Consider the following 23,326-nt stretch of genomic DNA (forward strand, 5'->3'; position numbering starts at 1 on the left):
GACCTCGTCATGACCCTGCATACCCTCGACTACTGGCAAGCCCGCGCCGACGCGCTGACGCTGCGCGGCCAGGCCTACATCGATGGCGCCTACGCCGACGCCGCCGACGGCGCCACCTTCGCGGCCACCAGCCCGATCGACGGCCGCAAGCTGGCCGATGTGGCCGCCTGCGGCAAGGCCGATGTCGACCGCGCCGTGGCGGCCGCCCGCCGCGCCTTCGAGGCCGGCGTCTGGTCCGGCCTGGCGCCGCGCGAGCGCAAGACGCGCCTGGTGCGGCTGGCGCAGCTCATCACCGAGCACAGCGAGGAGCTGGCACTGATCGAGACCCTGGACATGGGCAAGCCGATCCGTGACGCGCTGGCCTTCGACCTGCCCGAGACCGCGCATTGCTACGCCTGGTATGGCGAGGCCATCGACAAGCGCTACGACGAGATCGCGCCGACGGGCGGCAATGCCCTGGCCACGGTCACGCGCGAACCGCTCGGCGTGGTGGCCGCCGTGGTGCCGTGGAACTATCCGCTGCTGATGGCGGCCTGGAAGGTCGCGCCGGCGCTGGCCGCGGGCAACAGCGTGATCCTCAAGCCGGCCGAGCAGTCGTCGTTGAGCGCGCTGCGGCTGGCGGCGCTGGCCGAGCAGGCCGGCATCCCGGCGGGCGTGTTCAACGTGGTGCCCGGCACGGGCCCGGTGGCGGGCAGCGCGCTGGGCCTGCATCCGGACGTGGACTGCGTGGCATTCACCGGCTCCACCGCCACCGGCAAGCGCTTCATGAGCTATTCGGGCGAATCGAATCTGAAGCGCGTGTGGCTCGAATGCGGCGGCAAGTCGCCCCACATCGTCTTCGAGGACTGCCCCGACCTGGACCGCGCCGCGCTGATCGCCGCGCTGGCGATCTTCTCGAACCAGGGCGAAGTGTGTATCGCCGGCTCGCGCCTGTACGTGCACGACGCCATCTACGACACCTTCATGGAGAAGGTGGCCAGGCATGCCGCCGAGATGCGGCCGGGCAATCCGCTGGATCCGGCCACGGCGCTGGGCGCCATGGTTGACGAACGCCAGACGCGCTCGGTCATGGCGCGCATCGCGGCCGGCCAGGCCGAGGGCGCGACGCTGCGCATCGGCGGACGCCAGTTGCACACGGACAGCGGCGGCTTCTACATCGAGCCCACCATCTTCGATTGCGCCGACGCCTCCAGCGCGTTGATCCGCGAGGAGATCTTCGGCCCGGTGCTGGCGGCGCAGCGCTTCCATACGGAAGACGAAGCCATCGCATTGGCCAACGATTCCTCGTACGGCCTGGGCGCCGGCCTGTGGACCGCCAACCTGGGCCGCGCGCATCGCCTGTCGCGCCGCCTGCGCGCTGGCCTGGTGTGGGTCAATTGCTATGCCGACGGCGACATCACGGTCCCGTTCGGCGGCGTCAAGCAGTCGGGCTTCGGCCGCGACAAATCGCTGCACGCGCTGGACAAGTACAGCGACCTGAAAACCACCTGGATCGACATCACCCAATAGCGCGGCCGCCGTGCACCTCGTCTATCGCCGCATTGGTGCGCGGCGCCGTCTCTGCACCCATACGCAGCATTGTTGTAGCAGCTCCACCCCGCAGTTCCCCGAGAAACAGGTGGCACGAGGTTTGCTTGTCATAGCCGGCACATGCCGCGTGACGCGCGGCCACCTGATAACCCTCTTCCAGCCCGGAGGCTCGCAGTGAAATCGAAGACTTGGTTCTCCCTCAGCATCGGCGCCCTGATCCTGGCGGCCGCCTTGCCCGCCACGCAGGCGCTGGCCCAGACCAAGGGCGGCACGCTCAACATGATCGTCCAGCCCGAGCCGCCCGTGATCGTCACGGCCATCAACCAGCAGGGTCCCACCCAGTTCGTCGCCGGCAAGATCTATGAAAGCCTGCTGACCTACACCACCGACCTCAAGCCGCAACCGGGCCTGGCCAAGTCGTGGGAGGCCTCAAGCGACGGCCTGACCTACACCTTCCACCTGCAGGACAACGTCAAGTGGCACGACGGCAAGCCGTTCACCGCCGACGACGTGGTCTTCACCCTGTCGGACATGCTGCCCAAGACCCATGCGCGGGCCCGCGTGATCCTGAACAAGTTCGTCGATTCGGTGCAGGCCACCGACCCGAAGACGGTGGTCATCAAGCTGAAGTCGCCGTTCCCGGCCTTCATGCTGATGTTCGAACCCGGCTTCGCGCCGATGATGCCCAAGCACATCTATGCCGGCACCGACTACATGACCAACCCGGCCAACCAGAAACCGATCGGCACGGGCCCATTCGTGTTCAAGGAATGGAAGCGCGGCGAATACATCAAGCTGGCGCGCAACCCCGATTACTGGAAACCCGGCAAGCCCTACCTGGATGAGCTGGTGTTTAACGTGATCCCCGACGCGGCCTCGCGCGCGGTGGCGTTCGAGCGCGGCAGCGTCGACGTACTGCGCGGCGGCGATGTCGACAACGTCGACATCAAGCGCCTGCGCGCCCTGCCCAAGGTCGAATACACCACCGCCGGCTGGGAGATGTTCTCGCCCCAGGCCTACCTGATCTTCAACATGCGCAAGCCGCCCTTCGACAACCTGAAGGTGCGCCAGGCGGTGATGGCCGCGATCAACCGCAACATGGTGGTCAACAACATCTTCTTCGGCCTGGGCAAGGTCTCGACCAGCCCGTTCGTGACCACCGAGATGTTCTATGACAAGAACATGCCGCCGATGCCCTTCGACATGAAGAAGGCGCGCGCGCTGATCAAGGAATCGGGCATCAAGCCCGGCGACTACACCATCCGCCAGCTGAGCTTCCCGTACGGTTCGACCTGGGACCGCCTGGGCGAATACACCAAGCAGGCCCTGGAGCAGTTGGGCTTCAAGGTCAACCTGGAATCGACCGACGCCGGCGGCTGGGCCAGCCGCACCGGCAACTGGGACTTCGACCTGACCACCAACTTCACCTACCAGTACGGCGATCCGGCGCTGGGCGTGCAGCGCCTGTACATCTCGTCGAACATCGTCAAGGGATCGCCGTTCGCCAATGTGCAGGGCTACAGCAATCCCGAGACCGACAAGCAGTGGGAAGCCGCCGCGTCCGAGGTCGACCCGGCCAAGCGCCAGGCGCTCTACACGCAGCTGCAAACCACACTGGTCAATGAAGTCGCCAACGGCTTCCTGGTGGACATGGAGTTCCCCACGCTGTATCGCGCCAACGTCAAGAACCTGGTCAAGACGGCTATCGGCCTGAACGAGTCGTTCGACGACGTCTACATCGAGAAGTAAGCGCCGCAAGCCGCAAGCGCAGCCAACCCCGGCTCGCTTGCGGCGCCCGGCCGCGCGACGGACGTCCGCGCCCGTCCACGGAGGACCCAGAGCATGAAATTCCTGTCTTTCCTGGTTTCGCGCATCGGCAAGGCCCTGGTGGTCGTGCTGGGCGTGGTCATCATCAATTTCTTCCTGATCCGCCTGGCGCCCGGCGACCCCGCCGCCGTGCTGGCGGGCCAGGCCGGCGCGGGCGATGCCGCCTACGTCGAGCAACTGCGCGTCGCATTCGGGCTGGACAAGCCGGTGCTGACGCAGTTGTTCCTGTACCTGAAGGGCGTGGTCCAGCTCGACCTGGGCTTTTCCTACCGCAACCACGTGCCGGTGCTGGACCTGATCGTCGAACGCCTGCCCGCCACCTTTCTGCTGATGTCGTGCGCCTTCGTCTTCTCGATCGTGCTGGGCGTGCTGCTGGGCGTGATCGCGGCCAAGGCGCGCTACCGCAACAAGCGCCGCTGGATCGACAGCTCGGTCATGACCGGCGCCCTGCTGCTGTACGCCACGCCGCTGTTCTGGCTGTCGCTGATGGGCATCCTGCTGTTCTCGGTGGTGCTAGGCTGGCTGCCGGCCTTCGGCATGGAAACCGTGGGCGCCGGCCTGACCGGCTGGGCCCGCGCCGCCGACATCGCGCAGCACCTGATCCTGCCGACGGTGACGCTGGGCTGCTTCTTCATGGCGGTGTACGTGCGCCTGACGCGCGCCTCGATGCTGGAGGTGATCGGCATGGACTTCGTCAAGACGGCGCGCGCCAAGGGCGTCAGCCCCGGCCGCGTGATCCGCGCCCACGTGCTGCGCAACGCGCTCTTGCCGGTGATCACCTTCGCCGGCATCCAGCTCGGCCAGATGGCCGGCGGCGCGGTGCTGACCGAGACCGTGTTCGCCTGGCCCGGCATCGGCCGGCTGATGTTCGACGCGCTGCTGCAACGCGACTACCAGCTGCTGCTGGGCATTTTCCTGGTGACCTCGATCATGGTGGTGGTGTTCAACCTGTTGACCGACGTGCTGTACCGCCTGATCGATCCGCGCATCAGCGCGGGCGCGCAACAAGGAGCCGCGGCATGAAGCAATTCGCCCGACGCTATATGCGCAACTACGGCGCGGTGGCCGGACTGGCCATCGTGCTGGCCGTGGTCATCGTGGCCCTGGCCGCGCCGCTGCTGTACGAGGATTCGCCCTGGATGATGGTGGCCGATCCGCTGATTCCGCCCTTCACCGACGCCGCCTACCCGTTCGGCACCGACATGCTGGGCCGCGACATCACCGCCGGCCTGGTGTGGGGCGCCCGGGTCTCGCTGATGGTGGGCCTGCTGTCGACCGCCGTGGCCTTGGTGTTCGGCATCGTCGTGGGCGCCATCGCCGGCTACTGCGGCGGCCGCGTCGATGACGCGCTGATGCGCTTCACCGAGTTCTTCCAGACCATCCCGCAACTGGCGATGGCGGTGGTGCTGGTGGCGATCCTCGGGCCCTCGATGTATTCCATCATGGGCGCGATCGCGGTGGTGTCCTGGCCGCCGGCGGCGCGGCTGGTACGGTCCGAGTTCATGACGCTCAAGCAGCGCGAATTCGTGCAGGCCGCCATTGTCATCGGCCAGACCCCGGCGCGCATCGTCGGCACGCAGATCCTGCCGAACGCCATGTCGCCCATCATCGTCTCGGCCTCGTTCATGGTGGCCACCGCCATCCTGACCGAATCGTCGCTGTCCTTCCTGGGACTGGGCGACCGCAACGAGATGAGCTGGGGCTTCATGATCGGCGCGGCCCGCACCATGATCCGCGAAGCCTGGTGGATGAGCGTGTGGCCGGGCGTGGCCATCCTGCTGACCGTGCTGGCCATCAACCTGATCGGCGAAGGCCTGAACGACGCCCTCAACCCGCAACTGCGCAAGCGCGGCGAATAGGAGACCGGCATGAACGCTTCCCCGCCCCTGCTGTCCATCCAGCACCTCAGCATCGCCCTGCCCCGCGGCGGCGACCGTCCGTTCGCGGTGCAGGACGTGTCATACGACATCCACGCCGGCGAGATCCTTTGCATCGTCGGCGAATCCGGCTCGGGCAAGTCCATGAGCGCCAACGCCATCATGGGCCTGCTGCCCGACTACCTGACGCCGCAACAGGGCCGCATTCTGTTCCGTGGCACCGACCTGCTGCGCCAGGACGAAGCCACGCTGCAGGGCATGCGCGGCAAGGACATGGCCATGATCTTCCAGGAACCGCTGTCGGCGCTGAACCCGCTGATGACGGTGGGCGAACAGATCAATGAGGTCATGCGGGTCCACAACGTCTATCCCGGCCCGGAACGCATGCGGCGCACGCTGGAACTGCTGGCCTTCGTCGGCCTGCCCGATCCGGCCACGCTCTACCACGTATATCCGTTCCGCCTGTCGGGCGGCCAGCGCCAGCGCGTCATGATCGCCATGGCGCTGGCGCTGGAACCGGCACTGCTGATCGCCGACGAGCCGACCACCGCGCTGGACGTCACCACCCAGGCCCAGATCCTGGCGCTGATCGCCCGCATCCAGAAGGAAAAGGGCATGGGCGTGATGTTCGTCACCCATGATTTCGGCGTGGTCGCCGAGATCGCGCACCGGGTGGCGGTGATGGAAAAAGGCGTGCTGGTCGAACAGGGCCCGGCCGAGGAGGTGCTGAACCGCCCACGCCATCCCTACACCCAGCGCCTGATCGCGGCGGTGCCGCACAGGCGCGGCGAGGAACGCGCCGCCGCCACGCAGGAACAACCGGTCCTGGAAGTGAAGGACCTGAGAAAGACCTACGTCGTCGGCCATGGCTGGCTGGGCGGCAAGCGCGAGGTGCATGCGGTCGACGGCGTCAGCTTCAGCGTGCGGCGCGGCGAGACGCTGGGCATCGTCGGCGAGTCCGGCTCGGGCAAGTCGACCATCGGCAAGTGCCTGCTCAAGCTGGTCGGCATCAACGGCGGCCAGTTGATCTTCAATGGTCAGGACATCGCCGCCATGCCGGAGTCGCGCTTCCGGCCGCTGCGCAAGGACATCCAGATGATCTTCCAGGATCCGTTCGCCTCGCTCAACCCGCGCCATACCGTGGGCCGCATCATCAGCGACGGCCCGGTCGCCAACGGCGTGCCGCGCGCCCAGGCCGAGGCCCGCGTGCGCGAGCTGCTGTCGCTGGTGGGTCTGGATCCGTCGGCGTTCGACCGCTACCCCAACCAGTTCTCCGGCGGCCAGCGCCAGCGCATCGGCATCGCCCGCGCCCTGGCGCTGGAGCCCAAGGTGCTGGTGGCCGACGAATCGGTATCGGCGCTGGACGTGTCGGTGCAGGCGCAGGTGCTGCAACTGCTACACGACCTGCAGCAGCGCCTGAAGATCGCGCTGGTGTTCATCACCCACGACCTGCGCGTGGCCGCGCAGATCTGCAATTCGGTGCTGGTCATGCACCGGGGCAAGGTGGTGGAATACGGATCGCCCAGCCAGATTTTCGACAACCCGCAGCACGCCTATACGCAACAACTCATCGCCGCCGTGCCCGGCCAGCACTGGGATCCGACCCAGGCGCAGGCCGCGGCGTGAAGCGCATGACCCGCCGCGACGCCCGCGGCACCCCAACCAGGAGACTCGCATGCAACGCCCGCCCGCCGTGCCCACCGTCCAGATCGACAACGAGCAGGTCACCGTCACCGAATGGCGTTTTCCGCCCGGCGGAGAAACCGGCTGGCACCGCCACGGCATGAACTACGTGGTGGTGCCGCAGACCACCGGCCCGCTGCTGCTGGACACGCCCAACGGCCAGGTCACCAGCCAGCTCACCACTGGCGTGTCCTACTACCGGCCGGTGGGCGTGGAGCACAATGTCATCAACCCGGGTGACACCGAGTTCGTCTTCGTCGAGATCGAGATCAAGCAGCCGGGACAGGCCCCGGACGCCGGCTGTTCGCACTGACCGGCAGCCCTGGGCCGACGGCCACACATCGACCGTCGCGCCCTGAGCCACGCATCCACCCGCCGGTCGGCGGGCCCGTTCCCGCCGACACGCAAAGGACCACCATGAAGGCGTTTTTCTCGGAAGAACAACTGCTACACACCCCCCAGCAGTTTATGCGGCTGGGACGCATCAGCGCCCCCACCGACCTGCCCTCTCGCGCCCACAGCCTGCAAGGCGCGCTGGCCGCCCGCGGCATCGCGATCGAGGCGCCACCCGACTACGGCCGCCAGCCGCTGGAAGCCGTCCACAGCACGGACTACCTGGACTACCTGGAAACCGCGTTCGCCCGCTGGCAGGCGCTCAAGGCCCCGGGCGTCGACCCCGGCCCGGAAGTGCTGCCGAACCTGTCGCCCTACTATAGCGGCCGCGTCGAAACGGCCGGGCGCGGTCCCTGCCCGTCGCCGTCGATCGTGGCGCAGACCGGCTACTACCTGAGCGACCTGTCCTGCCCCATCGGCGCGCATACCTGGCGCTCGGCGCTGCGCTCCGCCCACAGCGCGGTGGCCGCGGCCGAGCACGTGGCAGTCTTCGGCGGATCGGCCTATGCGCTGTGCCGCCCGTCGGGCCACCACGCCCACCGCGACCGCGCTGGCGGCTTCTGCTACCTGAACAGCAGCGCGGCCGCCGCCGCGCGGCTGTTGCAGACCTGGTCCAAGGTGGCGGTGCTGGACGTGGATGCGCACCATGGCGACGGCACCCAGAACATCTTCTACCAGCGCGCCGACGTGATGACGGTATCGCTGCACGCCGACCCTGCCGGCTACTACCCGTTCTACACCGGCTACGCGCACGAGCGCGGCCACGGCGCCGGCGAGGGCTGCAATCTCAACCTGCCGCTGCCGCACGGCGCCGGCAACGACCCGTTCCTGCGGGCGCTGGACACGGCGCTGGCGGCGCTGGCCGGCTACGGGCCGCAGGCCCTGGTGCTGGCGCTGGGGTTCGACACTTACAAGGACGATCCCATCAGCGTCCTGAAACTGGACATCGACGCCTACCGCGACATCGGCGCGCGCGTGGCCAGCCTGGGCCTGCCCACGGTGGTGGTGCAGGAAGGCGGCTACATGGTGCAGGCCATCGGCCCGGCGCTGGACGCGTTCCTGCAAGGCCTGGCCCGCGCCTGAACCACGCCATGGCCATCACCTCCGCCACGGCGCCCGGCGCCATCCCGGCAGCCGGTTCACGGCGGGCCGGTATCCTGCTGTTCTTCGCGGCGCTGGTGGCCTTCGCCACTTTCGACGCCGGCTCCAAGCAGATGCTGATGCGCTACCCGGCGCCGTTCCTGAACATCATGCGCTATCTCGCCGTGGCGACGCTGGCGCTGGGGCTGCTGTGGCGCCATGGCTGGCCCGACCTGCGCGCCGCGCCGCTAAAGCCCCTGCTGATCCTGCGCGGCCTGATGCTGGCCACCGTCGGCACCTGCTTCATGACGGCACTGATCTGGATGCCGCTGTCCGAGGCCACGGCGATCTACTTCACCTCGCCCCTCATCATGGTCGCGCTGTCGCCCTGGCTGCTGGGCGAACGGGTGCGGCCGGTGCAATGGATGGCGGTGGCGGCCGGCTTCGCCGGCATGCTGTTGATCGTGCGGCCGGGCGCCGACCTGCCTGCACTGGGCACGCTGCTGATGGCGGTGTCGGCGATCAGCTACGCCATCTTCCAGGTGCTGACCCGCAGGCTGTCGGGCAAGGTGGCCGGCCCGGTGCAATACGCTTACACCGCCTTCATCTGCCTGATCGTCACTGCCCTGCCCGCACCCTTCTTCCTGCCGGATCCCTGGCCCGACCTGACGGACATGGCTTTGATCGTGGGCCTGGGCGCCTGCAGCGGACTGGCGCAGATCCTGCTCATTGCCGCCTTCCAACGCGTCGCGGCGGCCACGCTGGCGCCGCTGAACTACTTCCAGCTGCTGCTGGCGGTGGCCTTCAGCACCTTCTGGTTCCAGCGTCCGCCTGACGGGCTGGCGCTGACCGGCATCGCCATGATCATGGCGTCCGGCGTGTTCCTGGCGTTGCGCCGTGCCGGCTGACGCGGGATCAGGTGGTTTCGCGCCGCACCAGCGTGAAACCCAGGTCGATGTGGCGCTGCGCGATGGGCTGGCCGGCCAGGTGGCGCATCAGCAAGAGCGCCGCCTCGCGGCCGATCTCGTAGCGCGGCGTGGCGATGGTCGACAGCGGCGGCGTGGTCCAGGCCGTGCCCGCAAAGTCATGGAAGCCCACCAGCGCCATCTGGCCCGGCACGCGCACGCACAGCCGTCCGCACTGGAACACCGCGCCCTGCGCCAGGTCGTCATTGCAGAAAAACAGCGCGTCGCAATCGGGATGTCCTGCCAGCAGGGTTTCCAGCAACGCCGCCCCCAGCGCGATCGACGACTTCTCGGGCGTCATGATCTCCAGCGCCGGATCGTACAGGCCGGCGTCGCGCAACGCCTGGCGGCAGCCTTCGCAACGCCGCAACGAGCGTGGATCGAGCTGGGCGCCGACGATGCCGATGCGCTTGCGGCCGCGTTCGACCAGGTGGCGGCCGGCGGCATAGCCAGACTCGAACTGAGAAAACCCGACGCTCATGCCGTCGCTGCCCTCGAGCGTCTCGATGGTGTGGACCGTGGGCATCCCCTGCGCCCGCAGCAGCTCCCAGACCCCCGGGTTGTGGTCGATGCCGGTCAGGATGAGGCCATCGGGCAGGTGCTGCAGGTACTTGCGCAGCAACGCCTCCTCGGCATCGGGCGAATACCCGGTGACGCCGATCAGCAGGTGGTAGCCCTGCTCGTCCAGCACTTCCTTGATGCCGTTGATGATGTCGACGAACACCACGTTGCTCAGCGATGGAATCAGCACCACGATGGTCTGCGAGCGCGCCGACGCCAGCGCGCTGGCCGCGTGGTTGGGCACGTAACCGAGTTCCTGGCAGACCTCGGCGATGCGCAGGCGCACGGCCTCGGCCACCTTGTCGGGGGTGCGCAAGGCGCGCGACACGGTGATCGCGCTGACCCCGGCGCGGCGCGCGACCTCTTGCATGGTCACGCGCCCGGCGCGGGTGCTGCGGGGCTTTCGGATGGACATCGGCCGTTCTGAGCGGTTGGCGAGCACGTAGTCTGACCTAAAGATCGGGGCTTGCCAAACCAAAAATGTTAGCGCTAACATCAGCCTCGCGATATCCATAAGAATTCCGGAAAACGGAGAGGAGACAAGCATGCATGGTTCCCCCAAGGGGCGGCCTGGCGCCACCCCGCTGGCGCGCGCCGCCGACTGGTGCGCCCGGTTGCAGACCTGGCTGATGGCCGCCTGCCTGGTGGTCATGGTGGTGTTGCTGTTCGGCAATGTCGCCATGCGCTACCTGTTCAATTCCGGCATCAACGTGTCCGACGAGATCTCCCGCCTGGCCTTCGTCTGGATGATCTTCCTGGGTTCGGTGCTGGCGTTGCGCGACCACCAGCACATCGGCGTCACGATGCTGGTGGAACGCTTCGGTCCCGCCGCCCGCCGTGTCTCGCACATCGTCTGCCAATTGCTGGTGCTGTGGATGCTGTGGCTGCTGGCCGATGGCAGCTGGGCACAGACGCTGATCGGCCTGGACACCCGCCTGCCGGTGACCGCGATGCCGCTGGCGGTATTCAACGCCGCCGCGCTGTACGCCGCCGTCGCGATGGGCCTGCTGACCCTGTTCGACTTGATTCGCGTGCTGGCCGGCGGCCCGCTGCCCGCGGAATCCAGTCCCGAAGACCCGCTGGTCTGACCCCGGCCTCCTCGCCTCCCACGTTCGGACCCGCCCCCCATGATCCTGACCGTCTTCCTGCTGGTGCTGCTGGGCTTCATCGCCCTGGGCATGCCGATCGCGTTCGCGCTGCTATTGAGCGCGATCGCCATGATGTTCCAACTCGATTTCTTCGACACCCAGATCCTGGCGCAGAACATGCTGTCCGGCGCCAACAGCTTCACGCTGATGGCGGTGCCGCTGTTCATGCTGGCCGGCGAACTGATGAACGCCGGCGGCATCTCGCGCCGCATTGTCAACCTGGCCAGCATGTTCGTCGGCCATATCCAGGGCGGGCTGGGCTACGTCGCCATCTTCGCCAGCGTGCTGCTGGCGGCGCTTTCCGGCTCGGCCGTGGCCGACGCGGCCGCGCTCGGATCGCTGCTGATCCCGATGCTGCGCGAGAAAGGCTACGACGCCGGCCAGGCATCCGGCCTGATCGCCGCGGGCGGCATCATCGCGCCAATCATCCCGCCGTCGATCTCGTTCATCATCTTCGGCGTCGCCACCAACGTCTCCATCACCAAGCTGTTCTTCGCCGGCATCGCCCCCGGCCTGATGATGGGCATGACATTGGTGGCGGTGTGGACCTGGGTGGCGCGCAAGCACGGCGCCATCAAGCCCGCGCCGCGCCAGCCCTGGGGCGCCCGGCTGCGGGCGCTGCGCGAATCGGCCTGGGCGCTGCTGCTGCCCGTCATCATCATCGGCGGCCTGCGCGGCGGCATCTTCACCCCCACCGAAGCGGCGGTGGTGGCTGCCGTCTACGCGCTGCTGATCAGCTTGTTCGTCTATCGCGAGATTGGCCTGCGCCACCTGCTGCCGCTGTTCATCAATGCCGCCCGCACCACCGCCGTGGTCATGTTCCTGGTGGCCGCCGCCATGGTCTCGTCCTACATGATCACCCTGGCCGACATGCCGCAGGACCTGATCGCGCTGCTGGAGCCGGTGCTGGATCATCCCAAGCTGCTGATGTTCGCGCTGCTGGTGCTGCTGACACTGGTCGGCACGGTCATGGACCTGACACCCACCATCCTGATCCTGGCGCCGGTGCTCATGCCGGTCGTCACCCAGGCCGGCATCGACCCGGTGTATTTCGGCGTCATGTTCGTCATGGTGGGCTGCGTCGGCCTGCTCACGCCGCCGGTCGGCACCGTGCTCAACGTGGTCTGCGGCGTCGCCCGCATCAACATGGAAACCATCTGCAGGGGCGTGTGGCGCTATGTCGTGGCCTACACGCTGCTGCTGGTACTGCTGGTGATCTTCCCCGAACTGATCACCGTCCCCGCGAGCTGGATGCACTGAGGCCCGTGAACAAGCGCGCCGATCCGGCGCCACCTAGAAGAAGCCAAGGAGGAACACCATGAACATCCGTTTCAAGACCCGCCTCGTCGTGCTGGCCACGGCGCTGTCCTGCGCCTTCGCCGGGGCCGCCGCGGCCGCCGACGTCAAGCCGCGCCTGATCCGCTTCGGCTACGGCCTGAATGAAGACAGCGTGCAGGGCCGCGCCGCGCGCCACCTGGCGCAGGAGCTAGAGAAAATCAGCGGCGGCAAGCTCAAGATGAAGACCTTCGGCTCGGCCAACCTCGGCTCGGACGAACAGATGCAGGGCGCGCTGGTTGGCGGGGCGCAGGAAATGATGGTTGGCTCCACCGCGCCGCTGGCCGGCATGGTCAAGGAATTCGGCGTGTTCGACCTGCCGTTCCTGTTCAACAGCGAAAAGGAAGCCGATGCGGTGCTGGATGGGCAGCTGGGGCAGGACCTGCTCAAGAAGCTGGAAGCCAAGGGCCTGGTGGGGCTGGTGTATTGGGAAAACGGCTTTCGCAACATGACCAACTCCAAGCACCCCATCGTGCGCGCCGAGGACATGCAAGGCATCAAACTGCGCGTGATGCAGAACCAGATCGCGCTGGGCGTCTTCAACACGCTGGGCGCGAATGCCGTGCCGATGCCGTTCTCGGAATTGTTCACGGCATTGGAAACGCGCACGGTCGATGGCCAGGAAAATCCCATCACCACCATTCAGAGCAGCAAGTTCTACGAGGTGCAGCCCTACCTGACCATCACCCGCCACGTCTATACGCCCTGGGTGGTGATGGCCTCGAAAAAATGGTGGGACAAGCTGTCGCCCGACGAACAAAAGCTGGTGCGCCAGGCCGCCGAGGCCTCGCGCGACTTCGAGCGCAAGGACAGCCGCGCCGATTCGCTCAAGGCGATGGGCACGCTGGAGCAGGCCGGCATGAAGATCAATACCGTGTCGCCCGAGGAAGTGGCGCGGATGCGCGAAAAGGTACAGCCGGTGGTCGACAAGTACACCCAGGAACTGGGTCCCGACCTGATCCGGCAACTGAACGCCGAAATCAGCAAGGCGCGCAATTAGGTCCCCGGCGCGCCCGCTGGCGCGCCACGCATCACAGAAGCACACGAGGCACCCCATGACCGACACCCCCCGCAAGCTGCGCAGCCAGAAATGGTTCGACGATCCCGCCCACGCCGACATGACGGCGATCTACGTCGAGCGCTACCTGAACTACGGCCTGACGCGCCAGGAACTGCAATCGGGCCGCCCCATCATCGGCATCGCCCAGACCGGCAGCGACCTGGCGCCCTGCAACCGCCACCACCTGGCGCTGGCCGAGCGCGTCAAGGCCGGCATCCGCGACGCCGGCGGCATCCCGATGGAGTTCCCGGTGCATCCGCTGGCCGAACAGGGCCGCCGCCCGACCGCGGCGCTGGACCGCAACCTGGCCTACCTGGGCCTGGTCGAGATCCTGCACGGCTATCCGCTGGACGGCGTGGTGCTGACCACCGGCTGCGACAAGACCACGCCCGCCTGCCTGATGGCGGCGGCCACCGTCGACATCCCCGCCATCGTGCTGTCGGGCGGCCCCATGCTGGACGGCTGGCACGACGGCCAGCGGGTCGGCTCCGGCACGGTCATCTGGCACGCCCGCAACCTCATGGCGGCGGGCAAGCTGGACTACGAGGGCTTCATGACGCTGGCCACGGCCTCCTCGCCGTCGGTGGGCCACTGCAACACCATGGGCACCGCGCTGTCCATGAACTCGCTGGCCGAGGCGCTGGGCATGTCGCTGCCTACCTGCGCCAGCATCCCGGCGCCCTACCGCGAACGCGGTCAGATGGCCTACGCCACCGGCCTGCGCATCTGCGACATGGTGCGCGAGGACCTGCGCCCGTCCCATATCCTGACGCGCGAGGCCTTCGAAAACGCCATCGTCGTGGCCTCGGCGCTGGGCGCGTCCAGCAACTGTCCGCCGCACCTGATCGCCATGGCGCGCCATGCCGGCATCGACCTGAGCCTGGACGACTGGCAGCGGTTGGGAGAGGACGTACCGCTCCTGGTGAACTGCGTGCCTGCGGGCGAACACCTGGGCGAAGGCTTCCACCGCGCCGGCGGCGTCCCCGCCGTGATGCATGAATTGTTGGTTGCCGGCCGCCTGCACGCCGAATGCGCCACCGTGTCCGGCAAGACCATCGGCCAGATCGCCGCCGGCGCCAAGACGCACGATGCGGACGTCATCCGCGCCTGCGACGCGCCGCTCAAGCATCGCGCCGGCTTCATCGTGCTATCGGGCAATTTCTTCGACAGCGCGGTCATCAAGATGTCGGTGGTGGGCGAGGCGTTCCGCCGCGCCTACCTGTCCGCGCCCGGCGACGAGAACGCCTTCGAGGCGCGCGCCATCGTGTTCGAGGGCCCGGAGGATTACCACGCGCGCATCGAGGACCCCGCGCTGAACATCGACGAACACTGCATCCTGGTCATCCGCGGCGCCGGCACGGTTGGCTACCCCGGCAGCGCCGAAGTCGTCAACATGGCGCCGCCCTCGCACCTGATCAAGCGCGGCATCGACTCGCTGCCCTGCCTGGGCGACGGCCGCCAGAGCGGCACCTCCGCCAGCCCGTCGATCCTGAACATGTCGCCCGAAGCCGCCGTCGGCGGCGGGCTGGCGCTGCTGCGCACCGGCGACCGCATCCGCGTCGACCTGAACCAGCGCAGCGTCATCGCGCTGGTGGACGAAGCCGAACTGGCGCGGCGCCGGCAGGAGCCGCCGTACCAGCCGCCGCCGGCGCAGACCCCCTGGCAGGAACTGTATCGCCAACTGGTGGGCCAACTGTCCACCGGCGGCTGCCTCGAACCGGCGACGCTGTACCTGAAGGTGGTCGAGACCCGCGGCGATCCGCGCCACTCGCACTGACACGGAGGGTCGGGTTCAGGCCTTGAAAAACTGGTTGAAGGCGGCCCACTGCGTGAACAGGCCGGGCCATGCATGCACTAGCGAATCCGGCTTGCCCATGCCCCAGCCATGTTTGCCAGCCGCGAAGATGTGCATCTCGGCCGGCACGCCCAGGCGCCGCAAGGCCGCGAACATCAGCAGGCTGTTGTCGACCGGCGCGATCGGGTCGTCTTGCGCCTGCGCCAGGAAAGTGGGCGGCATCTGCGCCGTGGCCAGATGGTCCACGGAAAACGCCGCGCTCTGTTCGGCCGTCGGATGCTGGCCGACGATCGAACGGCGAGCGTGGGTATGGTCGAACGGCGGCATGAAGGTCAACACCGGATAGATCAGCCCGGCGAAATCCGGCCGTGACGACAGCCTGTCGGCTTCGTCCACCGGCTGGTAGCGCGCCAGGCCGGGCGTGGCCGCGGTCATGCCCGCCAGGTGTCCGCCCGCGGAAAACCCCAGTACGCCGATGCGGCCGGTATCCAGGCCGAACGACTGTGCCGAGGCGCGGATCACGCGCATGGCGCGCTGGCCGTCCTGCAACGGCGCCACGGCGGGCCAGTGCTCGCCCGGCAGGCGATACACCAGTTCGAACGCCGTGACGCCCAGGGATTGCAGCCACAGGCAGGCGGGCGTGCTCTCGGCGCCGCGCTCGATGTGGGCATAGCCGCCCCCGGCGATCACCAGCATCGCGCTGCCATTGGGACGCTCGGGCCGGTACACCACCAGCCGTGGCCGCGACACCCGCGTGACCGACCCCTTGGCGCTGACCTGCTCGGCTTCGCCTGGTCCGGGCCCGCCCGGCGCGCGGCTGCCCGGCCAGAGATCGATGGCCTGCTGACCCGCCGGCGCGGCAACCGCCACCGCCGGTTCCGTCAAGAGCCCCAGCGCCGCGCCCGACAGGCCGGCCAACAGCAGTTCTCGTCGCTTGATATGCATGGATCTTCCTCGCGGGCGCGCCATGCCGGCGGAACCACACGCCCGCCAGCCCAGCCACGCTGCGGGCCATTTAAGCAGAGAAATCCGGCAGGCAGACCCAGCCGATGAAAGGCGCCGGTTTCGGCGCGTTACGGCGCGCGCAGGCTTTCGACCGGGCTTTACGCGCCTGCCGCCGGGCTGCCGGTTTCGTCGGGCGTTTTCCCTTGCGAATCAAGCGCTCGCGGATTGGGACGGCTCAGCACATAGGCGGCGCTTGCAAGGAAGAACAGGCCGACGCCTGATGCAAGCAGCAGCGAGGGATGCGCGCCCCACCAGAACAGGCCGTAGCCCACCGCCATACCCAGCGACGCATACAGCTTGCCCTTGCGCGACACCGCCCCCTGTTCGCGCCAGGCGCGCAGCGAGGGGCCATAGGTGGGGCTGTCCAGCAGCCAGCGCTCCAGGCGCGGGGACGAACGCGAAAAGCAGCCCACCGCCAGGATCAGGAAAATCGTCGTCGGCATCACCGGCAGGAAGGCGCCGATCACGCCCAGCGCCAGCATCGCGCAACCCAGGATCAGCCACAGTGCTCTCATCATGATGGAGTGCAGGATAACGCAGTTGCCTGTCCGGAACATTCGCACACGCCTGCGGTCAGACCTCCTCCCGCCGCGCCGGCGCCCGCCCAGGAGGCTCCCTTGACCACCGAACCGCTCAACGCCAAGACCCGCCGCCCCCGTGCTTCGCTCGCGGTCACGCCCGTCGCCGAAACCGAAGCCACGCCGTTGCTGCACATGAAAAAAGCGCTGGCCCAATTACAGGCCGGCCGCCAGACCCCCGAACGCGTGCAGGCCGCCGGCCTGCTGGCCAGCGCCATCGCCTGGCTCAATATCCTGACCTGCAGCTAGGCCCGCGCCGCATCGGCACGCGCCCGAAAGCAATCGCCACGTCCGCGGCCTTCACGGCCGGCGTGGAACGGTCCTGTCCGCCGCACATGGGTATCTCATCCGTCCACGGCGGCGTCACCGCGCGGCGGCCAGGCATGCCGCCAGCATCAGGCAAGCACTCACCAGGGCAGGCTTGAGATGAACGGCGGGCATCAAGACTGCCTGTCGAGTATCGAAGGCTATCTCCGAAAGCGCGCTCCCTCCGGCCCCGCCGCGCGCGGCGGGGCGCGGAACGGCCGCCCCTCATGTTCCAGTCATCTAGATGTCACCATGAAGGCATATTGTCTCTGCCGATCCCCGTCCCGAAGGCATCCCCTCATGCTCACCCTGCCCCGCATCCAAGACCTCTTCGCCCATCATGGCGCCGCCTACTATGGCGGCGAGGCCATCAGCCAGACCGAACACGCGCTGCAATGCGCACAACTGGCCGAACAGGCCGGCGAGTCCGAGGCCCTGATCGTCGCCGCGTTGCTGCACGACATCGGCCACCTGATGCTCGCCGAAAGCATCACCAACGACATGCGCCACCAGGAAGTGGCCGCCGCAGCGCTCGCCGCGCTGTTCGATGACGAAGTCACGGCCCCGGTGCGCCTGCACGTCGCCGCCAAGCGCTACCTGGGCGCGATCGAGCCCGCCTATCTGGACACCCTGTCGCCCGCCTCGGTGCAGAGCCTGGCCCTGCAGGGCGGCGTGTTCACCCCGACGCAGGCCGATACCTTTGCCGCGCAATCGCACGCGCTGGCGGCGGTGCGGCTGCGCCGCTATGACGACCTGGCCAAAGTGGTCGGCCTGCCCACCCCGCCGCTGGCGCACTACATGGATATGGCCCGCCGCTGTCTGCGGGCGGCGTGAATCCGGACGGTGCGCCGCGCGCGGAATGGCGCGCCCGTTTTTCAGCACTGTTCAGCAGTCCGAGATTTGGCGCGGCCATCTAGCCGGGCGCCCGGAAAGAACCAATCATCTGACGCGGCGGAAAGCACGTTGGCCGCCTTGGAGCCGGCGCCCGCCGGCCAGGCATCGGGTTCCTTTCGGAGATATCGTGAACAGTCCCGCCATGCAAGCCATGATGTACGACGCCCATCGCAAGAGCGTCGGCGTGGCCTACCTCCTGTGGTTCTTCCTCGGCAGCCTGGGCGGACACCGTTTCTACACCGGCAAGACCGGCTCGGCCATCGCCATGCTCATCCTCACGGCTCTCGGCTTCGCCTTCAGCGCCGTCGGCTTGGGCTTTGCGCTGCTGTCGTCGGTGGGCATCTGGGCAATCATCGACGCTTTCCTGATTCCCGGTTGGATCCGCAATGCCAACATGCTGCTGGCGGCAACGCTGTCGTCCGGGAACTCGCCCCTGCCCTGAAACGTGCGCGGCCCGAGTCACTTCCGACGGCCACGCTCGTCCTTGTCGTACTTGCGCCAGTAGGCGAACTCTTCCTCGTGGACCTCCAGATCCAACTCGGAAACACGCAGCTGCAGCCGCTCCTGTACATCGGCAACCGCGCGGTTGTAGATGGTCGGCCCGATTTCCTCAAGAATGAATCCCAGCAACGCCCCCGCCGTGATGTTGCCGATCGGTTCTTCCATGTGCTGATCGAAATACCGGCGCAGGGAAGCGATGGCGGTATCGCGTACGTCTCGCTCCAGTTCGATGGCCATGTGGCGTCCTCACGTTTCAGTGGGGCCGCGCGGCCAGGAACAGGGCAGGCCCCGCCGCGCAGGCGTCGATAGTCATAGTGCCACACCCCCAACCCTTGTGACGACGGGTTACACGCCGCTATTGCCGGAACCACCCCGCGCGCTCGCCGCGCGTGGCATGGATGTAGTCCCACTCGGCCGCGCAGGTCGAGCACACGAACGCTTCCTGCCGGGCCCGCCCTTTCACTACCGCCAGGCTGCGAACGTCTCCCAGGCTGATAAGACGGGCATGCCCTTGCGCGCCGGCTTGGCCCTGCACGATGTCTCTGCACTCATCGCAATCGTTCATCGCTTCTCACCTTTCATTTTTCTTTCAGTAAAATCCTACAAAATGAAAAGAGCCGAAGTTTCATGAATTCTCACGGAACGATGACGTCCATCACGTCCAATATGACGGATACCGGCAGGCGCGGAAATTTCTGTCGAAAGGATTTGAGTCGGTTTACCGCGCGGGCGGGGCGGCGGTGTATCCGGCGGACCTGGCGATTACTCGACGGCGGATCAGGCTCCTTCGTCATCGGCTCGCCGTCGGGCCCAACGCAGAACACGCGTCCCTGCAGGTGTTCGGAATACAGTCGTTCGTAAAGCTCGGGACTGACCTCGACACCATCGTCCGGCCAACCCTGGGGGCTGGCCTCGTACACGTCACGCAAGCTGTCCGGATAGAACGCCAACCGGCTGGGCGAGAAAATGATAGGTGGTCATCAGTATCCCCAGGCTTCCCCGTAGATCAACGAGGCCCTATCAGCAGGGGCAACACGGTGCGTCGCGCGTACAACCACGCCGAGTATCTGGACGAGCGCCGGCAATTGATGCAGTGGTGGTCGGATTATCTCGATCGCTGCGCAGTCAACGCGGAAAATTGAAGGCCAAGGGGCCTACCCTTATTATTTTTGGCCCTACCTCATGCCTACCCTTAAATCGCTTGGCGCTACTTGGCAGCACTTAGCAGCACTTGGCCGCGCACAAAGCAAAAAGCCGCGAAGTCAAAGACTGTCGCGGCTTTCGGGGTGGTGCTTGACTAGCTCTATCAAACACTCACTTTGCAGGAATTTGGTAGGCGGTATTGGAATCGAACCAACGACCTCCACGATGTCAACGTGGCGCTCTAACCAGCTGAGCTAACCGCCTGCAAAGAAGAAGAATTATATAGTGCTTTTTTAAACTATGCAAATCGTCTTCTCAGATTTTTTGCTGTTTTCATTGCGCTTCGGATGTGGCGTGAATTGCTTGGCATATACCTGCCACACTCTTCGACTCGAACATTCCTCAACACAACGGCTGGTTTGGTTTTTTCAACCGCTCCCGCCGGCACCGCACTACTTTTTCCTTCTATTTCTTCGCGTCTGCGGCATGCACCGCAGCAACGAAGAACGAGATTCTATCAGAACTTTTTATTCCTTGCTCGACCTCGACGCCACTGCTCACATCGACCGCCCAGGGACGCACGGATTGCACGGCGGCGGCGACGTTGTCGGGGTTCAGCCCCCCGGAGAGAATCAACGGCCGCGACACCGGATCGGCCTTCACGTCCGCCAGCAAGGCGTGATCGAAGCCATGGCCGCTGCCGCCGAAACCGGCGCTGTAGCTGTCGAACAGCCAGCCGGCGGCCTCGCCAAAGGCGCGGCAATAAGTGGCCAGGCCTTCCGCCGTTTCCAGGCCGGGCGCGCCAGCGCGGAAGGCGCGCAGGTAGCGATGGCCGTGGCGCGCGCAGTCCTGCGGGGTTTCATCGCCATGGAACTGCAGCAGTTCGGGGCCGACCTCGTCCAGCACTGCCCGCACCTCGTCCGGCGACGGATTCACGAACAATGCCACCACGTCGACGAATGCCGGCACAACGCGGCGCAATTGCGCGGCGCGGGTCGGCGTGACGTAGCGCTTGCTCTTGGGGTAGAAGACGAAACCGATCGCATCGACGCCGGCCGCAACGGCGGCGTCGATGTCTTCTTCGCGGGTCAGGCCGCAGATCTTGATGCGTGTGCGCATGGCGTTGATTGCTTGCGTCGCGCGGCGCGACGAATGTGACCAGTATAAGGGGAGCCTTGCCGGCGCGCCGGCGGGGCGCGGACTCAGGCGCCGGGTTGACCGACTGTCGCCATGAAGGAATCGAAACTGCCTTCGGCCACACGGAACCAGGGGATTTCCTTGTCACGGAAGGCCTTCATGCTCTCGTACAACTTCTTGAACATCGGATCCTTGGCGGCGAGTTCCTGGTACAGCTTGAGCGCCGCCTCGTGAGCGGCCTGCAGCATCGGCCGCGGAAACGCCTTGAGCTGCGCGCCGCGCTGCACCAGCCGGCGCAGGGCGTCGGGATTGCCGGCGTCATACTTGGCGATCATGTTGGCGGTGGCCATCCGGCTCGCCAATTCCAGCGCCGCCTGATAGGACTTGGGCAGTTCGTCGTGCGCCTGCTGGTTCACGTAGAGTGACAACTGCAGCGTGCCCGCCCACCAGCCGGGAAAGTAGTAGTTACGCGCGACCTTGTACAAGGCCAGGTTTTCGTCATCATGCGGGCCGATCCAGGCCACGGCGTCGACGCCGCCCTGCTCCAGCGCCGCATAGGTGTCGGCGATGGGCAGGTCGACGGGCGCGGCGCCCATGCGGGCCAGCACCTGGCGCGCGAAGCCGCCGGCCTTGATCTTCAGGCCGCGCAGGTCGTCCACGGTCTTGACCTCGCCGCGGAACCAGCCGCCCATCTGCGCGCCCGTGAGGCCACAGGGGAAGTTCAGGATGTTGTACTTGCCGAACAGCACGCGCGTCAGCGCCAGGCCTTCGCCCTGCAGCATCCAGGCGTTCATCTGCCGCGTGTTCAGCCCGAACGGCACGCCCGCGTCAAAGCACAGCGCGGGGTCGGTATCGAAAAAGCGGGTCGAAGCCGTGTGGCCGCAATCGACGATGCGATGCTGCACGGCGTCCAGCACCTCGCCGGCATCCACCAGGTCGCCGGCCGAGAAGATCTCGATGCGGAACTTGCCGTCGGTGACATCGCTGACATAACGTGCCACGTCCTCGGCGCCGGCGAACAGGGTCGGCGACTCATTGGGAAAACTGGAAGCCAGCCGCCAGGACACAGTCGGCGCTTCCTGCGCATAGGCGGGCGCGGCGATCGCGGCGCCGGCGGCGGCGCCCAGGGCGGTTCGTTTCAAAAACGCGCGGCGTTGCATGAGACAGGCCTCCATTGGGCGCCGGCAGGCGTCCGGCTAGGACGGGTTGCCCGGCGGCTGGGTGAATGGCGACAACAGCAACGCGCCGCCGTCCAGCTGGTCCAGGCCGAACTCGTCCGGATAGTCGATGGCCGACAGATACAGGCCGTCGGGAGAAAACGTCGGCGCGCCGCGCTTGCGGTCGCGCCAGGACAGCAGTTGCGCCATCCAGTCCACCGGTTCGCGGCCCTGCCCGATCTGCAGCAGCGCCCCCATGATATTGCGCACCATGTGATGCAGGAAGGCATTGGCGCGCAGCGTGAACACCAGGAACGGCCCCCGCTCTTCGATGTCGAGCCGGTGCATGATGCGCACCGGGTGCCTGGCCTGGCACTGCGAGGAGCGGAAGCTGGAGAAATCGTGTTCGCCCAGCAAGGCGCCCGCCGCCGCGCGCATGGCCGCGACATCCAGGGGTTGGTGGCACCAGCCGGCGCGGCCGGCCCACAGCGCGGGACGCACGCGGCCGCGCCACAGGAGGTAAACGTAGGTGCGGGCCCGGGCGGAAAACCGGGCATGGAAATCGTCCGGCACCGCCTGGGCCCAGTGCACGGAAATGCTGGGAGGCAGGAATGCGTTCACGCCCCGCACCCACGATTCCAGGCGCCGATCCAATACCGTGTCCAGGTGGATCACCTGCATCGCGCCATGCACGCCGGTGTCGGTGCGGCCGGCGCAGACCGTGGCAACCGGATCGGCCACGCCACAGAACCGCGCCAGCGCGGCTTCCAGGGTGTCCTGCACCGTCTGCCGGTGCGGCTGGGTCTGCCAGCCCTGCCAGGCGGAGCCGTCGTATGCCAGCCCCAATGCAACTCTGGACATCGTTCAGATCCGGGAAGAACTGCCCGCCGGGCGCGGTTCGTCCGTGGGCGGTTCGTCCAGGTCGAGGCTGATGGAGTCGAGCTTGCGGTTCAGCGCCGCCGTATCCAGCGCCGGTTCGTTGTAGGCATAGGTTTCCTCGTCGTCGTCGCCGCGGCGGGCGCCCGCGCGCCGCAACACCCAGGCGATGGCGAAAGCGATCAGCGCCAGCACGGCGGTCACGATAACGAGCAGGTTGTCGGCCAACCAGGCCGGCATCGAAGAAGTCAAATCCTTATCCTTGTTGTTGCTCGCCGCCGTATCCGCGGCGGCCTTGTCTTGTTGCGTGGCGGCGGTCGATGCGCGGGCGGGGCCTGTCGCGCCGGCGGCGCCCGGCGCGCCGGCTGCCCCGGGGATTCCTGCGCCGCCTGGCGTACCGGCAACGCCGGGAGCGCCCGCTGCGCCTGTGGAGCCGGCCGCGCCCGCGGCACCCGCTGCGCCCGTCGATCCGGTC

At 67.1% G+C, this 23,326-nt stretch carries 24 protein-coding genes, 1 tRNA gene and 1 pseudogene; 15 read left to right on the forward strand and 11 right to left on the reverse strand.

Annotated elements, in window-relative coordinates; all coding sequences use genetic code 11:
• Positions 1–9 precede the first annotated feature (9 nt).
• From HV742_RS27825 to HV742_RS27860, 8 genes are all read left to right on the forward strand, one after another.
• On the forward strand, positions 10–1,509 hold the full coding sequence (locus tag HV742_RS27825) for an aldehyde dehydrogenase (protein ID WP_175146908.1): 1,500 nt from the start codon (positions 10–12) through the stop codon (positions 1,507–1,509).
• A 195-nt stretch (positions 1,510–1,704) separates the two neighbouring features.
• Positions 1,705–3,279, forward strand: coding sequence for an ABC transporter substrate-binding protein (locus tag HV742_RS27830; protein ID WP_054417963.1), 1,575 nt, complete (start codon positions 1,705–1,707; stop codon positions 3,277–3,279).
• A gap of 93 nt (positions 3,280–3,372) precedes the next feature.
• Complete coding sequence (locus HV742_RS27835) at positions 3,373–4,380, forward strand: ABC transporter permease (protein ID WP_175146909.1); 1,008 nt, start codon at positions 3,373–3,375, stop codon at positions 4,378–4,380.
• Entirely contained in the window at positions 4,377–5,216 is an 840-nt protein-coding gene (locus HV742_RS27840) for an ABC transporter permease (RefSeq protein WP_006387977.1), read from the forward strand. Before HV742_RS27835 ends, HV742_RS27840 begins: the two co-directional genes overlap by 4 nt.
• A 9-nt stretch (positions 5,217–5,225) precedes the next feature.
• Complete coding sequence (locus tag HV742_RS27845; RefSeq protein WP_175146910.1) at positions 5,226–6,860, forward strand: ABC transporter ATP-binding protein; 1,635 nt, start codon at positions 5,226–5,228, stop codon at positions 6,858–6,860.
• A gap of 49 nt (positions 6,861–6,909) precedes the next feature.
• A complete protein-coding gene (locus tag HV742_RS27850) occupies positions 6,910–7,230 on the forward strand; it encodes a cupin domain-containing protein (RefSeq protein WP_054417958.1) in 321 nt (106 codons plus the stop codon).
• 104 nt (positions 7,231–7,334) lie between these two features.
• Positions 7,335–8,393, forward strand: coding sequence for a histone deacetylase family protein (locus tag HV742_RS27855; protein WP_059269770.1), 1,059 nt, complete (start codon positions 7,335–7,337; stop codon positions 8,391–8,393).
• 8 nt (positions 8,394–8,401) lie between these two features.
• Positions 8,402–9,298, forward strand: coding sequence for a DMT family transporter (locus HV742_RS27860; RefSeq protein WP_175146911.1), 897 nt, complete (start codon positions 8,402–8,404; stop codon positions 9,296–9,298).
• 7 nt (positions 9,299–9,305) lie between these two features.
• Here the strand turns inward: HV742_RS27860 and gntR are convergent, their stop codons facing one another.
• Positions 9,306–10,331, reverse strand: coding sequence for an HTH-type transcriptional regulator GntR (gene gntR / locus HV742_RS27865; RefSeq protein ID WP_175146912.1), 1,026 nt, complete (start codon positions 10,329–10,331; stop codon positions 9,306–9,308).
• 130 nt (positions 10,332–10,461) lie between these two features.
• Between gntR and HV742_RS27870 the strand changes: the two genes are divergently transcribed.
• The 4 genes from HV742_RS27870 to HV742_RS27885 are packed head-to-tail and all read left to right on the forward strand — an operon-like array spanning position 10,462 to position 15,236.
• Positions 10,462–11,004 (forward strand): TRAP transporter small permease, encoded by a 543-nt coding sequence (locus tag HV742_RS27870; protein WP_049075067.1) that lies wholly within the window; start codon positions 10,462–10,464, stop codon positions 11,002–11,004.
• Positions 11,005–11,043: 39 nt separating this feature from the next.
• Complete coding sequence (locus HV742_RS27875; RefSeq protein ID WP_054417949.1) at positions 11,044–12,324, forward strand: TRAP transporter large permease; 1,281 nt, start codon at positions 11,044–11,046, stop codon at positions 12,322–12,324.
• 58 nt (positions 12,325–12,382) lie between these two features.
• A complete protein-coding gene (locus HV742_RS27880; protein WP_049075071.1) occupies positions 12,383–13,399 on the forward strand; it encodes a TRAP transporter substrate-binding protein in 1,017 nt (338 codons plus the stop codon).
• Positions 13,400–13,454: 55 nt separating this feature from the next.
• On the forward strand, positions 13,455–15,236 hold the full coding sequence (locus HV742_RS27885; RefSeq protein WP_049075072.1) for an IlvD/Edd family dehydratase: 1,782 nt from the start codon (positions 13,455–13,457) through the stop codon (positions 15,234–15,236).
• Between the two features lie 15 nt (positions 15,237–15,251).
• Here the strand turns inward: HV742_RS27885 and HV742_RS27890 are convergent, their stop codons facing one another.
• Both HV742_RS27890 and HV742_RS27895 read right to left on the reverse strand, forming a co-directional pair.
• Positions 15,252–16,199, reverse strand: a complete 948-nt coding sequence (locus HV742_RS27890) for an alpha/beta hydrolase (protein WP_054417947.1) — start codon at positions 16,197–16,199, stop codon at positions 15,252–15,254.
• A 158-nt stretch (positions 16,200–16,357) separates the two neighbouring features.
• Entirely contained in the window at positions 16,358–16,777 is a 420-nt protein-coding gene (locus HV742_RS27895) for a YbaN family protein (RefSeq protein ID WP_217482427.1), read from the reverse strand.
• Positions 16,778–16,876: 99 nt separating this feature from the next.
• On the opposite strand from HV742_RS27895, the gene HV742_RS27900 reads away from it, so the two are divergent.
• From HV742_RS27900 to HV742_RS27910, 3 genes are all read left to right on the forward strand, one after another.
• On the forward strand, positions 16,877–17,086 hold the full coding sequence (locus HV742_RS27900) for a hypothetical protein (RefSeq protein WP_175146913.1): 210 nt from the start codon (positions 16,877–16,879) through the stop codon (positions 17,084–17,086).
• A gap of 357 nt (positions 17,087–17,443) precedes the next feature.
• Positions 17,444–17,977: a phosphonate degradation HD-domain oxygenase gene (locus HV742_RS27905; protein WP_049075079.1), complete on the forward strand. Its 534-nt coding sequence runs from the start codon at positions 17,444–17,446 to the stop codon at positions 17,975–17,977.
• 187 nt (positions 17,978–18,164) lie between these two features.
• Complete coding sequence (locus HV742_RS27910; protein WP_254601280.1) at positions 18,165–18,479, forward strand: TM2 domain-containing protein; 315 nt, start codon at positions 18,165–18,167, stop codon at positions 18,477–18,479.
• Between the two features lie 17 nt (positions 18,480–18,496).
• Here HV742_RS27910 and HV742_RS27915 read toward each other — a convergent pair whose 3' ends face one another.
• The 8 genes and pseudogenes from HV742_RS27915 to HV742_RS27950 all read right to left on the reverse strand — a co-directional run.
• Complete coding sequence (locus HV742_RS27915; RefSeq protein WP_175146914.1) at positions 18,497–18,775, reverse strand: DUF2164 domain-containing protein; 279 nt, start codon at positions 18,773–18,775, stop codon at positions 18,497–18,499.
• Between the two features lie 118 nt (positions 18,776–18,893).
• A complete protein-coding gene (locus HV742_RS27920; RefSeq protein WP_049075085.1) occupies positions 18,894–19,103 on the reverse strand; it encodes a hypothetical protein in 210 nt (69 codons plus the stop codon).
• Between the two features lie 70 nt (positions 19,104–19,173).
• Positions 19,174–19,467 (reverse strand): hypothetical protein, encoded by a 294-nt coding sequence (locus HV742_RS27925; protein WP_175146915.1) that lies wholly within the window; start codon positions 19,465–19,467, stop codon positions 19,174–19,176.
• A gap of 401 nt (positions 19,468–19,868) precedes the next feature.
• Positions 19,869–19,945: transfer RNA gene (locus tag HV742_RS27930), tRNA-Val, on the reverse strand.
• 201 nt (positions 19,946–20,146) lie between these two features.
• On the reverse strand, positions 20,147–20,800 hold the full coding sequence (locus HV742_RS27935; RefSeq protein ID WP_059269762.1) for a phosphoribosylanthranilate isomerase: 654 nt from the start codon (positions 20,798–20,800) through the stop codon (positions 20,147–20,149).
• 83 nt (positions 20,801–20,883) lie between these two features.
• Positions 20,884–21,978 carry a TRAP transporter substrate-binding protein gene (locus tag HV742_RS27940; protein WP_063588663.1) on the reverse strand — a complete coding sequence of 365 codons (1,095 nt, stop codon included), beginning with the start codon at positions 21,976–21,978 and terminating at the stop codon, positions 20,884–20,886.
• A 36-nt stretch (positions 21,979–22,014) separates the two neighbouring features.
• On the reverse strand, positions 22,015–22,836 hold the full coding sequence (truA, locus tag HV742_RS27945) for a tRNA pseudouridine(38-40) synthase TruA (protein WP_175146916.1): 822 nt from the start codon (positions 22,834–22,836) through the stop codon (positions 22,015–22,017).
• Between the two features lie 3 nt (positions 22,837–22,839).
• Positions 22,840–23,326, reverse strand: a pseudogene (locus HV742_RS27950) (peptidoglycan-binding protein LysM); the annotation flags it as partial.

It is taken from the genome of Achromobacter ruhlandii, from assembly GCF_902859695.1.
Lineage (GTDB): Bacteria > Pseudomonadota > Gammaproteobacteria > Burkholderiales > Burkholderiaceae_B > Achromobacter > Achromobacter ruhlandii.

Coding starts and splice junctions, on each gene's coding strand:
- HV742_RS27825 (WP_175146908.1), top strand. CDS start 10: ATGACCCTGCATACCCTCGACTACTGGCAAGCCCGCGCCGACGCGCTG.
- HV742_RS27835 (WP_175146909.1), top strand. CDS start 3,373: ATGAAATTCCTGTCTTTCCTGGTTTCGCGCATCGGCAAGGCCCTGGTG.
- HV742_RS27840 (WP_006387977.1), top strand. CDS start 4,377: ATGAAGCAATTCGCCCGACGCTATATGCGCAACTACGGCGCGGTGGCC.
- HV742_RS27845 (WP_175146910.1), top strand. CDS start 5,226: ATGAACGCTTCCCCGCCCCTGCTGTCCATCCAGCACCTCAGCATCGCC.
- HV742_RS27850 (WP_054417958.1), top strand. CDS start 6,910: ATGCAACGCCCGCCCGCCGTGCCCACCGTCCAGATCGACAACGAGCAG.
- HV742_RS27855 (WP_059269770.1), top strand. CDS start 7,335: ATGAAGGCGTTTTTCTCGGAAGAACAACTGCTACACACCCCCCAGCAG.
- HV742_RS27860 (WP_175146911.1), top strand. CDS start 8,402: ATGGCCATCACCTCCGCCACGGCGCCCGGCGCCATCCCGGCAGCCGGT.
- gntR (WP_175146912.1), bottom strand. CDS start 10,331: ATGTCCATCCGAAAGCCCCGCAGCACCCGCGCCGGGCGCGTGACCATG.
- HV742_RS27870 (WP_049075067.1), top strand. CDS start 10,462: ATGCATGGTTCCCCCAAGGGGCGGCCTGGCGCCACCCCGCTGGCGCGC.
- HV742_RS27875 (WP_054417949.1), top strand. CDS start 11,044: ATGATCCTGACCGTCTTCCTGCTGGTGCTGCTGGGCTTCATCGCCCTG.
- HV742_RS27880 (WP_049075071.1), top strand. CDS start 12,383: ATGAACATCCGTTTCAAGACCCGCCTCGTCGTGCTGGCCACGGCGCTG.
- HV742_RS27885 (WP_049075072.1), top strand. CDS start 13,455: ATGACCGACACCCCCCGCAAGCTGCGCAGCCAGAAATGGTTCGACGAT.
- HV742_RS27890 (WP_054417947.1), bottom strand. CDS start 16,199: ATGCATATCAAGCGACGAGAACTGCTGTTGGCCGGCCTGTCGGGCGCG.
- HV742_RS27895 (WP_217482427.1), bottom strand. CDS start 16,777: ATGATGAGAGCACTGTGGCTGATCCTGGGTTGCGCGATGCTGGCGCTG.
- HV742_RS27905 (WP_049075079.1), top strand. CDS start 17,444: ATGCTCACCCTGCCCCGCATCCAAGACCTCTTCGCCCATCATGGCGCC.
- HV742_RS27915 (WP_175146914.1), bottom strand. CDS start 18,775: ATGGCCATCGAACTGGAGCGAGACGTACGCGATACCGCCATCGCTTCC.
- HV742_RS27920 (WP_049075085.1), bottom strand. CDS start 19,103: ATGAACGATTGCGATGAGTGCAGAGACATCGTGCAGGGCCAAGCCGGC.
- HV742_RS27935 (WP_059269762.1), bottom strand. CDS start 20,800: ATGCGCACACGCATCAAGATCTGCGGCCTGACCCGCGAAGAAGACATC.
- HV742_RS27940 (WP_063588663.1), bottom strand. CDS start 21,978: ATGCAACGCCGCGCGTTTTTGAAACGAACCGCCCTGGGCGCCGCCGCC.
- truA (WP_175146916.1), bottom strand. CDS start 22,836: ATGTCCAGAGTTGCATTGGGGCTGGCATACGACGGCTCCGCCTGGCAG.